The 12443-nt window shown below is 70.9% G+C and carries 13 protein-coding genes; 10 read left to right on the forward strand and 3 right to left on the reverse strand.

Translation table 11 applies throughout. The features are described 5' to 3' along the window. The 4 genes from VGD70_RS34170 to VGD70_RS34185 all read left to right on the forward strand — a co-directional run. A partial coding sequence (locus tag VGD70_RS34170; RefSeq protein ID WP_331088810.1) for an urease subunit alpha occupies window positions 1-1144 on the forward strand: 1144 nt, incomplete at its 5' end. Between the two features lie 2 nt (window positions 1145-1146). Continuing rightward, window positions 1147-1842 carry an urease accessory protein UreF gene (locus VGD70_RS34175; RefSeq protein ID WP_331088812.1) on the forward strand — a complete coding sequence of 232 codons (696 nt, stop codon included), beginning with the start codon at window positions 1147-1149 and terminating at the stop codon, window positions 1840-1842. Next, on the forward strand, window positions 1832-2521 hold the full coding sequence (gene ureG, locus VGD70_RS34180) for an urease accessory protein UreG (RefSeq protein WP_331088814.1): 690 nt from the start codon (window positions 1832-1834) through the stop codon (window positions 2519-2521). The genes VGD70_RS34175 and ureG overlap by 11 nt, the downstream gene beginning before the upstream one ends. Continuing rightward, window positions 2518-3258 (forward strand): urease accessory protein UreD, encoded by a 741-nt coding sequence (locus VGD70_RS34185; RefSeq protein WP_331088816.1) that lies wholly within the window; start codon window positions 2518-2520, stop codon window positions 3256-3258. Before ureG ends, VGD70_RS34185 begins: the two co-directional genes overlap by 4 nt. Here the strand turns inward: VGD70_RS34185 and VGD70_RS34190 are convergent. Both VGD70_RS34190 and VGD70_RS34195 read right to left on the reverse strand, forming a co-directional pair. Continuing rightward, window positions 3221-3784 (reverse strand): Uma2 family endonuclease, encoded by a 564-nt coding sequence (locus VGD70_RS34190; protein ID WP_331088818.1) that lies wholly within the window; start codon window positions 3782-3784, stop codon window positions 3221-3223. The two genes, VGD70_RS34185 and VGD70_RS34190, sit on opposite strands and share 38 nt — an antisense overlap. 14 nt (window positions 3785-3798) lie before the next feature. Then, window positions 3799-5031 carry a lipase family protein gene (locus tag VGD70_RS34195; protein ID WP_414638131.1) on the reverse strand — a complete coding sequence of 411 codons (1233 nt, stop codon included), beginning with the start codon at window positions 5029-5031 and terminating at the stop codon, window positions 3799-3801. A 126-nt stretch (window positions 5032-5157) separates the two neighbouring features. Between VGD70_RS34195 and VGD70_RS34200 the strand changes: the two genes are divergently transcribed. The 6 genes from VGD70_RS34200 (at window position 5158) to VGD70_RS34225 (ending at window position 11964) form a co-directional block, all read left to right on the forward strand. Continuing rightward, window positions 5158-5793 (forward strand): TetR/AcrR family transcriptional regulator, encoded by a 636-nt coding sequence (locus VGD70_RS34200; protein WP_331088822.1) that lies wholly within the window; start codon window positions 5158-5160, stop codon window positions 5791-5793. Between the two features lie 177 nt (window positions 5794-5970). Further along, a complete protein-coding gene (gene pdxH, locus VGD70_RS34205) occupies window positions 5971-6645 on the forward strand; it encodes a pyridoxamine 5'-phosphate oxidase (protein ID WP_331088824.1) in 675 nt (224 codons plus the stop codon). A gap of 423 nt (window positions 6646-7068) precedes the next feature. Next, window positions 7069-8328, forward strand: a complete 1260-nt coding sequence (locus tag VGD70_RS34210) for an MFS transporter (protein ID WP_331088826.1) — start codon at window positions 7069-7071, stop codon at window positions 8326-8328. Window positions 8329-8391: 63 nt separating this feature from the next. Then, entirely contained in the window at window positions 8392-9798 is a 1407-nt protein-coding gene (locus tag VGD70_RS34215; protein WP_331088828.1) for an APC family permease, read from the forward strand. Window positions 9799-9826: 28 nt separating this feature from the next. Next, window positions 9827-10741, forward strand: coding sequence for an aldose 1-epimerase family protein (locus VGD70_RS34220; RefSeq protein WP_331088830.1), 915 nt, complete (start codon window positions 9827-9829; stop codon window positions 10739-10741). An 11-nt stretch (window positions 10742-10752) separates the two neighbouring features. Continuing rightward, the gene (locus VGD70_RS34225) at window positions 10753-11964 is read left to right on the forward strand and encodes an amidohydrolase (RefSeq protein ID WP_331088832.1); all 1212 of its coding nucleotides are present in this window, start codon (window positions 10753-10755) and stop codon (window positions 11962-11964) included. Between the two features lie 356 nt (window positions 11965-12320). On the opposite strand, the gene VGD70_RS34230 is transcribed toward VGD70_RS34225, so the two are convergent. Beyond that, window positions 12321-12443 (reverse strand): acyl-CoA dehydrogenase family protein (locus VGD70_RS34230; RefSeq protein WP_331088834.1); only part of this gene is annotated, 123 nt, incomplete at its 5' end.

Below are 12443 nucleotides of genomic sequence, written 5' to 3' on the forward strand. Positions count from 1 at the left end.
GGACGGTTACCCGGTGAACGTCCTGCTGCTGGGCAAGGGGAACACCGTCCGGCGCGAGGCGCTGCGCGAGCAGCTCGCGGCGGGAGCCGGCGGGTTCAAGCTGCACGAAGACTGGGGCACGACACCAGCCGCCATCGACGCCTGTCTGACGGTGGCCGACGAATCCGGTGTCCAGGTGGCCATCCACACGGACACCCTGAACGAGGCCGGCTTCCTGGAGTCCACTGTGGACGCCATCGGCGGGCGCTCGATCAACGCGTACCACACCGAAGGCGCCGGCGGCGGGCACGCGCCGGACATCATCCAGGTCGTCTCGCTGCCGAACATCCTGCCGTCGTCAACCAACCCGACCCGGCCGCACACCGCCAACACCCTCGACGAACACCTCGACATGCTGGTGGTCTGCCACCACCTCAACCCGTCGGTGCCCGAGGACCTCGCCTTCGCCGAAAGCCGGATCCGGCCGACGACCATCGCCGCCGAGGACGTCCTGCACGACATGGGTGCCATCTCGATGATGAGCTCGGACTCGCAGGCCATGGGCCGGATCGGCGAGGTGGTCATCCGCACCTGGCAGACCGCGCATGTGATGAAGCGCCGCCGCGGCACGCTGCCCGGCGACGGCGCGGCGGACAACCTGCGGGCGCGCCGGTACGTCGCGAAGTACACGATCAACCCGGCGATCGCGCACGGCATGGCGCACGAGATCGGCTCGGTCGAGGTCGGCAAGCTCGCCGACCTCGTGCTGTGGGAGCCGAAGTTCTTCGGCGTCAAGCCCTCGCTCGTCGTCAAGGGCGGGTTCATCGCGTGGGCCGCGATGGGTGACGCGAACGCCTCGATCCCGACGCCGCAGCCGGTGCTGGCCCGGCCGATGTACGGCGCGGCGCCGCGGGTGGCGTCGGCGTCGAGCCTGCACTTCGTCGCGCCCGCCGCGCTCGGGCTCGCCGACCGGCTCGGCACGGCGACGCCGATGGTGGCGGTCTCGGACACCCGCCGGGTGACCAAGGCGGACATGGTCGGCAACGACGCGCTGCCGTCGGTGACCGTCGACCCGGACAGCTTCGCCGTGCACGTCGACGGCGAGCTGATCGAGCCCGCGCCGGTGGCCGAGCTGCCGATGGCGCAGCGGTACTTCCTGTTCTAGCCATGGACGTCCTGGCGATGCTGCTGGCCGACTCCCGGTTCCCCGGGGGCGGGCACGTGCACTCCGGCGGGCTGGAGGAGGCCGCCTTCCGCGGGCTGGTGCGGACCGAGGAGGACCTGCCGCCGTTCCTCACCGGCCGGCTGCGCTCGGCGGGCGCACTGGCCGCGGTCTTCGCCGCGGCCGCCGCGCACTGCGCGCTGCGCGGCGCTGCCCTATGGTCCACTTTGGACGCTGAGCTGGACGCGCGGACCCCGTCGGCGGCGCAGCGTTCGGCGTCGCGGACCCAGGGCCGGGCGACCGCGCGGGCCGCCAGCGTTATCCCCACTGTGGACAACGGGTGTGGATCACCCTTGCGCGATCTGCTGGCCGCGACGCCGCGCCCGCACCACGCGGTGGTGCTGGGTGCCGTGGTCGGCGCCGGGGGCGGCGCACCCGAGGACGCCGCGCTCGCGGCCGGGTACCTGTCGGTGAGCGGCCCGGCGAGCGCGGCGGTGCGGCTGCTGGGTCTGGACCCGTTGCGGGTCAACGGGATCGTGGCCGCGCTGGCGCCCGTGTTGCGTGCCGTGGCGGCCGATGCGGCGGCGTCGGCCGCGCTGGATCCCTCTGTGCTGCCCGCGCCCGGTGCGCCGGGCCTGGACCTGCTGGCCGAGGAACACGGCCGGCACCACCGAGAAGAGGTGCGTCTCTTTGCGAGCTGACCACGACCACACCCACCCCGTCAGCTTCGACCCGACCGCCGCCGAGCCCGACCCGCACCCCGCGCCGCCGGCGGTGGGCCGCCCGCTGCGGATCGGCGTCGGCGGTCCCGTCGGCAGCGGCAAGACCGCGCTGGTAGCCGCGCTGTGCCGGGCGCTCGGCGCCGAGCTCGAGATCGCCGTGGTGACCAACGACATCTACACCACCGAGGACGCCGACTTCCTGCGCCGGGCCGGAGTGCTCGACCCGGCCCGGATCGAGGCGGTGCAGACCGGCTGCTGCCCGCACACCGCGATCCGCGACGACATCACCGCGAACCTGGACGCGGTGGAGGCGCTCACGGACCGCTTCCCGGCGCTGAACCTGGTGATCATCGAGAGCGGCGGCGACAACCTCACCGCGGTGTTCTCGCGGGGCCTGGTGGACCGGCAGATCTTCGTGGTCGACGTCGCCGGCGGCGACAAGGTCCCGCGCAAGGGCGGCCCGGGTGTCACGACAGCGGACCTGCTGGTGATCAACAAGACCGACCTGGCGCCGCTCGTGGGTGCCGACCTGGCGGTGATGTCCGGCGACGCCCACCGGATCCGCGGCGGCCTCCCGGTGGTGTTGCAGTCCCTTGTGGACACCCCGGCGGCGCCGTCCGTGGCGGCCTGGGTGCGCGAGCAGCTGGTCCTCGTATGAGGGCCTCGGCCGCGCTGGGGATCGAGCGGGTCGCCGGCCGCGACGTGGTGCGGGTGCTGCGCTCGGCGGCACCGCTGACGCTGATGCCGGTGCGCCCCAACGGTTCCGGCGGGCCCGCGGTGGTCCACCTGCTCAACTCGGCGGCCGCCCCGCTCGGCGGCGACGACCTCACCCTGACCGTCCACGTAGGACCCGGCGCGACCCTCGTGCTGACCGGGATCGCCGCGACCCTGGCGCTGCCCGGCTCGCACGGCGCGCCCAGCCGCATGGCCGTGCACCTGCGGCTCGCGGAGGAAGCGTCGGTCGACCACCTCCCCGAGCCGACCGTGATCACCGCGCGGGCCCGCCACGCGGCCGTGCTGACCGCCGACCTGGCCCCCGGCGCGCGCCTGCACACGCGGGAGGTCCTGGTCCTTGGCCGGGCCGGCGAGCGCCCCGGCGCCCTCACCACCAGCACGAACGTCACCCGCGCCGGCCGCCCGGTCCTGCGCCAGCACCTCACGATCGGCGACCCGGACCTCGACGCGAGTGTCGCCTACCTGGCGGGCAAGCGGGTCCTGGCCACCGACCTACGCGTGGACGACACGTCCCCGGAGCCGGCCAGCGGCGAGTGGTGGTCGCGCACCCCCCTGGCCGCGGGCGGCACCCTGACCACCGCCCTGGCCGACGACGCCGTGACCGCCCTGCGCCACCTGGAGCTCAGCGCCGCGCGGTCAGTTTCCGCACATCAAGGGTGACCGGCGCAGGTCCGGACAGCCGAACCTCGTCGGTTACCTCCGCGACGATCTCGTAGTAGCCGTCGACCAGCAGATAGGCGGTCAGCGTCGCGGGCTCCTCGAGATCGATCAGCCAGTAGTCGGGTATGCCCGCCTCGGCGTACTCCGCCGGCTTCATGACGCGATCCTGCTTGCGTGAGCCAGGGGAGATGATCTCCACCGCGAGTAGGACGTCCGAGGCGAAGAACCGAGGCAGGTTCTGCTCGGCGAGTTCGTTCGTGGCCACCACGACATCGGGTGCCCGCACGGTGGCCGGGAACCGAGCATCGATGACGACTTCCATATCCTGCAACGCGGTCAACCGATCGGGCAGCTGCTCTTCGAGGGTGTGTGCGATCCACCGCGAGGCGCGCTGGTGCATGGACGCGGCCCGGGGGGACACGATGAGGACTCCTTCAACCAGTTCGTAATGGCGTGAGGTGTCCTCTGGTAACGCGTCCCACTCCTGCAACGTGAGGAGGTGATCGGGCCACGGCAGCACGGTCATGCGATCAGCTTAGCTCAGCAGTTGCTGGTCACAGGCTTGCCGGCGAAGCGGTCACCCAGCCAGGTCATGGCCGCCGGGCCGCCCACGCTGACCCCCAGGATGTGTTCGGCCAGCGGGATCTCCTGCCACTGCACCGACGCGCCGAGGCCGCACCAGTCCGCGCGCAGCCGGCGGCCGACCGCCAGCGGGATCAGCTCGTCGGCCGTGCCGTGGTAGAGGTAGACCGGCGCCGTCGGTGCGCGCGTGCCGGCGCGGTTCTCCGCGAGGCGGGCCTGCCAGCGCGGGTCGGCCAGCGGGTCCGGCATCGTGACGAAGTCGTTCAGCCGGCGCAGGGGCGCGATGGTCGCCAGCTCCACCGTGCAGGCCTTCTCGACCCGCGGCACGGTGGCGCGGCCGGTGTCGTTGAGGATCTGCTCGAACGGCACGTCCGGGTACGCCGCCGCGTAGCCCACGGCCGCGGCCAGCACGAGCGTGAAGCCGACGTTGCCGTCGTTGAACCGGGCCACCGCCGCCAGGTCCGCCGGCACCCCGCCGGTCGCGACGCCGACCAGGTTGAGTTCCGGCGCGTACGCCGGCGCCAGCTCGGCGGCGAACGTCGTGGCCTGGCCGCCCTGCGAGTAGCCGAACAAGCCGACCGGTCCGTTGGCCGACAGCCCGGTGCCGGGCACCCGGAACGCCGCGCGGGCCGCGTCCAGCACCGCGCGGCCCTCGGCCTGGCCGACGGCGTAGGTGTGCTGGCCGGGCGTGCCGAGGCCCTCGTAGTCGGTGAGCACGACCGCGTAGCCGGCCAGCAGGGCCTGGCTGATGAGGGCGATCTCGGTCTCGGTGCCGGTGCGCAGCTTGTAGGACGGCGCGCACGAGTCGCCGAGGCCGTGCGTGCCCACCGCGTAGCTCACGAGCGGCCGCGCGCCGCCGCCCAGCCACGGGGTCTTCGGCACCAGCACGGTGCCCGATACCGCGTTGGCGGTACCGGTCGCGGAAGTTGAACGGTAAATAATCTGCCACGCGTTCACGGGCATCGGGAACAACGTGAGTGGATCTGCGTACGCGTTTACCTTGCGCTGCCGAATGACATCTCCGGGGACCCCCGAAGGAAGTGGTAGCGGTGGGGTGTAAAACGGATCGTCTGATGGTGCGGGAACTCCCACCGGAACGGCGGTTGCCTGGCTGGGCACGGCGAACAGCACCGTGAGCACGGCCAGCAAACTCAGGAGCACGCGACGGAGTGACCGTGGGAAGATTCGCATCATCGACGACCTCACGTGGTTGCCATCACAGTGGTAATCAGTATTTTCAGAAGCTAGACCAACTGGCCGGGGCTGTCCAGTTGGGAATTTCCCGGCATCAGTACAGCTGAGGGAGTAGGTAGTCCGATGGGGCAGGGCTCGCACAGCCGTATGTACCGGGGTGTCGACACCGAACAGCGGCGCGCCGAGCGGCGGGAGCGGTTGCTCGAGGCCGCGCTCGATGAGTTCACCACGCGTGGTTACCACAAGACCAAGATCGCGGACCTGTGCGCGCGGGCCGGCGTGTCGACCCGGAACTTCTACGAGAAGTTCGCCAGCAAGGAGGCGCTGCTGCTCGAGCTGCACGCGCACATCAACACCGAGGCGATGAAGCGGATGCTGCCGGTGCTCGACTCGCTCGTCGACGCCGAGCCGCTGACCCGGATCACCACGCTGCTGGACGCGTTCGTCGCGGCGGTCACGTCGGATCCGCGTTACCCGCGGCTGAACTACGTCGAGGCGCCCGGCATCAGCCAGGCCATGGAGCTCCAGCACCGGGACTGGTTCACCCGCTACACCGACTTCATCGAGGCGGAGTGCAACCGCGTCGCCGAGGCCGGCCTCGCCCCCAAGCGCGACTACCACCTCACCGCGATCGCGTTGGTCGGTGCGGTGACCGGGATCCTCCGGGAGTGGCAGGCACACCAGCCGCCGCTGCCCGTGGACGCCGTCGCGAGCGAGATCCGCGCGGTGTTCCTCGCCTCCATCACCCGTCCGGCCTAGCACTGACTGCGCACAGTTCCGGGATCGATTCCGGTGGGCGTCATCACCCGTCGCGCGGTTTCCGTGCGGGCGAAATACCCGTACCTTCGACGGATGAGGGCTTTCCGGCGATCGGCGGCAGGCCCTCGCTTGATATGCGGACTGTGAGGTAATCCCTACACGGCTAGGAGTTCAGGGATGGCGGACGCCGAGATCGCGACCAGCAGCATCGCCGTGCAGTTGCCGAAGATGCGGGTCTCCTACGAGGAGGGGACGCTGAGCGAGGGCGAGCTGGCCGAGACCTGGCACGAGCAGCTGCAGGCCTGGCTGGACGACGCCATCCGAGCCGCCGTCCCGGAGCCCAACGCGATGGTCCTGGCCACCGCGAACGCCGACGGTCTTCCCGCGTCCCGCACGGTCCTGGCGAAGGGGCTGGACGAGCGGGGCGTCGTGTTCTTCACCAACTACACCTCCGCCAAGAGCCACGACCTGATGGCCACGAGGTACGCGTCGGCCACGTTCCCCTGGTACACGCTGCACCGCCAGGCCACGGTCCGCGGCACGGTCGAGAAGGTCAGCTTCGCCGAGACGGCCACCTACTGGGCCAGCCGCCCCCGCGGCTCCCAGCTCGGTGCGTGGGCCTCGCCGCAGTCCATTGTGGTCGGTGGCCGCCACGCGCTGGAGAACGCCCTGGCCAACGTGCAACGCCGCTTCGCCGACGCCGAGGAGGTGCCGGTACCTCCGCACTGGGGCGGCTGGCGCATCCGCCCGGAGGTGGTCGAGTTCTGGCAGGGCCGCCGCGACCGCATGCACGACCGCCTGCAGTTCAACCTGAAGCGCGACGGGTGGAAGGTCGAGCGCCTCGGCCCGTAACCCCGCGCTGCGTCGGCTTTCCGCGGTCCCTGGACGGTTTCGTCCGGGGGCCGCGGCCATTGGCCGGCCGGCGCGAGCCCTGCCGGTGGCCGACCGGCGGAGTTGTCCACAACGCGCCGACCTGTCCACATGTCGATCTTGAACCCCCAATTCGCCGACGATCCTCGGTAGACTGGCGCTGAGGGGTGCCCCCGGAGTGGGCGGGGGCTTACGTTTCTGGCGTTCTGCCCGCGCGTGCGTGCGCGCGGGGGCTTTTGTGCAGGTCAGCGGGTGTGGTGCACAGGGTCGAGTCAGCGCGGCCGGTTTTGTCGGGGGGCGTCGGTAGGCTGGATTTCCGGGGGCGGAGGCCACGCCGCGCCTGCCGGACCGGCGGTGAGCGCTCTCACCAGGGCAACGGTCGTTAGCTGACCTAAGCTCTCCAGCGTGGGGGTAGTCGCAGGTCGCGGTGTCCGGCGGATCGCCATTGACACTCGGCCGCTCGGGGTTCCGGCGTTCCGGCGGCTCTGGGTCTCCACGGCCGTCACCGCCGTCGGCAGTCAGCTCACCACCGTCGCCGTGCCCAAGCAGGTCTTCGACATCACCGGGTCGTCCGGGTTCGTCGGGCTCACCGGCGCGTTCGGGCTCGTCCCGCTCCTGATCTTCGGCCTCTGGGGCGGCGCCATCGCCGACGCGGTCGACCGCCGGACCGTCATCCTCGTCAGCAACGTCGCCGTCGCGCTCACCTCGGTCCTCTTCTGGGGTCAGGCGGCCCTCGGCATCGACAACGTCTGGCTCATCCTGAGCCTCCTCGCGGTCCAGCAGGCCTTCGTCGCCGTCAACATGCCCACGCGCACCGCCGCGGTCGCGCGCATCGTGCCGCTCGAGCTGCTCCCGTCGGCCACCGCGCTCACCGCCACCGTCTCCTCGTTCGGCATGGTCTTCGGCCCGCTGCTCGCCGGCGCGCTCATGCCCCTCGCCGGCCTGCCGGTCCTCTACCTCATCGACAGCTTGGGCCTCGGCGCAGCCACCGTGATGATGATCAAGTTCCCCAGGATGAAACCGCTGGACGGCGTCAAGCGCACCGCGGGACTGCGGGACATCGTCGACGGCTTCCGCTACCTCGCCGCGAAGAACGTGCTGCTCGCCTCGTTCCTGCTCGACATCATCGCCATGGTCGCCGGCATGCCACGGGCGCTGTTCCCCGAGATGGCCGAGCGCACCTTCGGCGACCCGTACGGCGGCGGCCTCGCGCTCGGCTGGCTCTACGCCGCCATCCCGATCGGCGCGCTGCTCTGCGGCCTGGCGTCCGGCTGGATCGGCAACATCCGCCGGCACGGCGTCGGCGTCACGGTCGCGGTCTGCGCGTGGGGCGCGGCGGTCATCGGCTTCGGCCTCGCCGACGCGCTCTGGCTCGCCGTCGCCTGCCTCGTCCTCGCCGGCGCCGCGGACATGGTCAGCATGGTCTACCGCAGCGCGATCCTGCAGTCCGCCGCCACCGACGAGATGCGTGGCCGCATGCAGGGCGTGTTCACGGTCGTCGTCGCCGGCGGGCCGCGGGTCGCCGACCTCCTGCACGGGTGGACCGCCGCGGGTGTCGGCACCGCCACGGCCGCGACGGGCGGGGGAGTGCTGGTCATCGTGCTCGCGGTCGTCGCCGTCGCGTGCCTGCCGGCGTTCTGGCGCTACGTCGCACCAGCCGGCTAGTTGGTGAACAGATAACAGATCAGATCTGGTCATCGGGCACCAGATCGGGCATGCTCGGGAGCCATGGTGACCGAGAACCCGGCAACCGCGGAGGAAAAGAAGCCGGCGCTGAACCGCGTCATGGGGTCCAAGCTGCTGTTCTTCTTCGTGCTCGGCGACATCCTGGGCACCGGGATCTACACGCTGACCGGAAACGTCGCGGGCAAGGTCGGCGGCGCGCTCTGGCTCCCGTTCCTGGCGGCGTTCGTCGTCGCGTTCCTCACCGCGTTCAGCTATTTGGAGCTCGTCGGCAAGTACCCGCGGGCCGCCGGCGCGGCGCTCTATACCAACCGTGCCTTCAACATTCAGTTCCTCACGTTCCTGGTCGCCTTCACCGTGATGTGCTCCGGCATCACCTCGGCCTCGACCGCCGCGCACGGCTTCGGTGGCACCTACCTGCCACAGTCGTTCGACATCGAGATCTCGCCGTGGGTCGTCGCGATCATCGCGGTCGTCTTCATGCTGGCGCTCGCCGCGATCAACTTCATCGGCGTGTCCCAGTCGGTCAAGGCCAACGTGGTCCTCACCTGCATCGAGCTCTCCGGCCTGCTGATCATCATCGGCGTCGGCGTCTGGGCCGTGCTGCAGGGCCAGGGCGAGCCGAGCAGGCTCACCGAGATCAACACGCACGACCAGAACGCGTGGGCGGCGGTCACCGCGGCCACCTCGCTGGCGTTCTTCGCGATGGTCGGCTTCGAGGACTCGGTCAACATGGCCGAGGAATGCCGAAACCCCGTGCAGATCTTCCCGAAGGTCCTGCTCACGGGCCTCGCGACGGCGGCGGCGATCTACATCCTCGTCGCGGTCACCTCCTCGCTGCTGCTGTCCGCCGACGAGCTCGAGGCGGCCGGCACCAGCTCGCTGCTGAAGGTCATCGAGGTCGGCGCGCCCGGGTTCCCGCTGCGGGTGTTCGCCGTCATCGGCCTCCTCGCGGTCATCAACTCGGCGCTCATCAACATGCTGATGGCGAGCCGGCTCCTGTACGGCATGGCCAACGAAGGCGTGCTGCCGCGCGGGTTCGCGACCGTGCACCCGTTCCGCCGCACGCCGTGGGTCTCGATCGGCGTCACCACCGGCATCGCGACGCTGCTGGTGCTGTTCGTCGGCAGCTCGGCGGTGTCCAAGCTCGGCAGCACCACGGGTCTGTTGCTGCTGCTGGTATTCACCGTGGTCAACATCGCGGTTCTGGTGCTGCGCAGGGAGAAGATGGAGCACAAGCACTTCCGCGCGCCGACCTGGGCGCCGGTCGCGGGTGCGGTTCTGTGCCTGTACCTGACGATTCCCGGTCTGTCCGGTCGCGATCCCGCGCAGTACTACATCGCCGGCATCCTGATCGCCGCCGGCATCGTCCTCTACTTCGTCAACAGGGCCTGGCTGCGCGCCCGCGGCGAGGACGTCAGGGAGTTCGACCCGCAGGCGTTGAAGGAGTGAGTAGCGGACCGCAATAAGGTCTGTGCGTATGAGTGGACCTACGGGAGAGCAGCTCGAGATCAGGAGCGGCGACGCGCGGGCGGTCGTCACCATGATCGGCGCGTCGCTGCGTGCCTTCGAGGTGGCCGGTGTGCCGTACGTGGAGACCTACGGCCCCGACGAGGTGCCGCCACTGGGGGCGGGCGCGGTGCTGGTGCCGTGGCCCAACCGGGTCGGCGGCGCCACCTGGTCGCACGCCGGCATGCGCCAGGAGCTGGAGGTCACCGAGCCCGCCAGGGGCAACGCCATCCACGGCCTCGTGCGCCGCGAGCCGTGGACGGTGGCCGAGCGCACCGAGTCCGCCGTCACGCTGGCCGTCGAGATCGCCGAGGCGCAGGGCTGGCCGTTCCCGTTCAGCACGACGATCGAGTACGCGCTCGAGGACGGCGGCCTGGCCGTCACGCACACCGTGCGCAACACCGGCGGCGAGGAGATGCCGTTCGGCGTCGGTACGCATCCGTACCCGCGGCCGGGCAACGCCGACGTCGACGACTGCGTGCTGACCCTCGCCGCGGGCACCGTGCTGCCGGTCGACCCGGAGACGATGGTGCCGAGCGGCAAGCCGCAGCCGCTGGACGGCACCGACCTGGACTTTCGCGGCGGGCGGTCGCTGCGGGGCGTGGAGCTGGACACGGCGTTCGGCGGTTGCGTGCCCGGCGAGGACGGCCTGGTGCGGCACTCGGTGACCCATCCGGGTGGCGGCGTCGAGGTGTGGGCGGAGCCGGTGTTCGGCTGGGTGCAGGTGTTCACGCCGGGGGAGTTCCCCGGCAAGGGCGCCCGCGCGGTGGCGATCGAGCCGATGACGTGCCCGCCGGACGCGCTGAACTCCGGGACGGACCTGATCACCGTGGCGCCGGGCGACACGTGGACCGGGCGGTGGGGAATCCGGCCGCTGCACGGGTAGGTTGCACGGCTGTGAGTACTGCTGTCACGGGTGGTTATGTCGTTCCGGTCGACGGTGAGCCCATCGAGGGTGGCACCGTCCTGATGGACAACGGGCTGATCGTCGCCGTCGGCGCCGAAGCCGACGTGGACATTCCGGATGATGCGGAAATCGTCGACGCGTCCGGCACCTGGGTGCTGCCCGGGTTCGTCGAGGCGCACGGCCACGTCGGCGTGTTCGAGGAGGGCGACGGCTGGGCGGGGATCGACGTCAACGAGATGACCGACCCCAACGGTGCCCGGCTGCGTGCGCTGGACGGGATCAACCCCGATGACGAGGGCTTCCGCGACGCGCTGGCCGGCGGGGTCACGACGGTGGTCGTCAAGCCGGGGTCCGGCAATCCCATCGGCGGGCAGACCGTGGCGGTGAAGTCGTGGGGCCGCACGGTCGACGACATGCTGCTGCGCGAGCCGGTGAGCGTGAAGAGCGCGCTGGGCGAGAACCCGAAGCGGGTGTACGGCGAGCAGAAGAAGCTGCCGTCGACCCGGCTCGGCGTGGCGGCGGTCATCCGGGACGCGTTCGCGAAGGCGCAGGACTACCGCGCGGCGCGGGAGTGGGCGATCCGCGAGGCCAAGCCGTTCGACCGGGACTCCACGATGGAGATCCTGGTGCGGGTGCTGGAGGGTGACCTGCCCTGGTGCCAGCACAGCCACCGCGCGGACGACATCGCCACGGCGATCCGGCTGGCCGAGGAGTTCGGCTACAAGCTGGTCGTGAACCACGGGACCGAGGGCCACCTGCTGGCGGACACGTTGGCGGCCAAGGACATCCCGGTGATCATCGGCCCGCTCATCGTGGGCCGGTCCAAAGTGGAGGTTCGCAACCGGTCGATGCGGACCCCCGGGATCCTGGCGCGCGCGGGCGTGCGCATCGCGCTGACGACCGATCACCCCGTCGTGCCGATCGACTACCTGGTGCACCAGGCGACGTTCGCGGTGAAGGAGGGCCTGGACTCGGAGACGGCCCTGCGGTCGATCACGATGAACCCGGCGCAGATCCTGGGCCTCGACGACCGGGTGGGCGCGCTGAAGGAGGGCCTGGACGCGGACCTGGTGCTGTGGTCGGGAGACCCGCTGGACGTGATGAGCCGCGCGGTCCGCGTGTTCGTCGATGGGCGCGAGGTCTACCACTTCGACGAGGCCAAGGGCGTCGGCGTCACGGCGAACCCGTTCTACCGGGAGTGACCGCCCGGCCCCGGCCTCCGAAACGGCTGGGCCTCCGAAACGGGCCTCCGGCGCCCCGTGCCTTCGGCTGGGCCGGCCTCCGGCCCCCCGCAATCCAGCCTACCGACGCCCCCCGACAACACCGGCCGCGTCAACCCAAACCTGTGGAAAACCCACGCTGACCTGCACAAAAGCCCCCCGCGCGCCCGCGCGCGCGGGCAGAACGCAAGAAACGCAAGCCCCCACCCACTCCGGGGGCACCCCTCAGCGCCAGTCTACCGAGGATCGTCGGCGAATTGGGGGTTCAAGATCGACATGTGGACAAGTCGGCGCGTTGTGGACAACTGCCAGCCGGTGAGCCGGGTAGCGGGCCGGGGTCAGGACTTGCGCAGGTCCCTGGCTATGAGCACGCGTTGGATCTGGTTCGTGCCCTCGAAGATCTGGGGGACCTTCGCCTCCCGGAGGTAGCGTTCCACCGGGAAGTCCCGCGTGTACCCGGC

The organism is Actinophytocola sp. (assembly GCF_036402745.1).
Taxonomy (GTDB): Bacteria; Actinomycetota; Actinomycetes; order Mycobacteriales; family Pseudonocardiaceae; genus Actinophytocola.

Excerpts from the sequence above, each read along its gene's own strand:
- VGD70_RS34175 (WP_331088812.1), top strand. The coding sequence starts at position 1,147 with ATGGACGTCCTGGCGATGCTGCTGGCCGACTCCCGGTTCCCCGGGGGC.
- VGD70_RS34185 (WP_331088816.1), top strand. The coding sequence starts at position 2,518 with ATGAGGGCCTCGGCCGCGCTGGGGATCGAGCGGGTCGCCGGCCGCGAC.
- VGD70_RS34190 (WP_331088818.1), bottom strand. The coding sequence starts at position 3,784 with ATGACCGTGCTGCCGTGGCCCGATCACCTCCTCACGTTGCAGGAGTGG.
- VGD70_RS34195 (WP_414638131.1), bottom strand. The coding sequence starts at position 5,031 with ATGCGAATCTTCCCACGGTCACTCCGTCGCGTGCTCCTGAGTTTGCTG.
- VGD70_RS34200 (WP_331088822.1), top strand. The coding sequence starts at position 5,158 with ATGGGGCAGGGCTCGCACAGCCGTATGTACCGGGGTGTCGACACCGAA.
- pdxH (WP_331088824.1), top strand. The coding sequence starts at position 5,971 with ATGGCGGACGCCGAGATCGCGACCAGCAGCATCGCCGTGCAGTTGCCG.
- VGD70_RS34215 (WP_331088828.1), top strand. The coding sequence starts at position 8,392 with ATGGTGACCGAGAACCCGGCAACCGCGGAGGAAAAGAAGCCGGCGCTG.
- VGD70_RS34220 (WP_331088830.1), top strand. The coding sequence starts at position 9,827 with ATGAGTGGACCTACGGGAGAGCAGCTCGAGATCAGGAGCGGCGACGCG.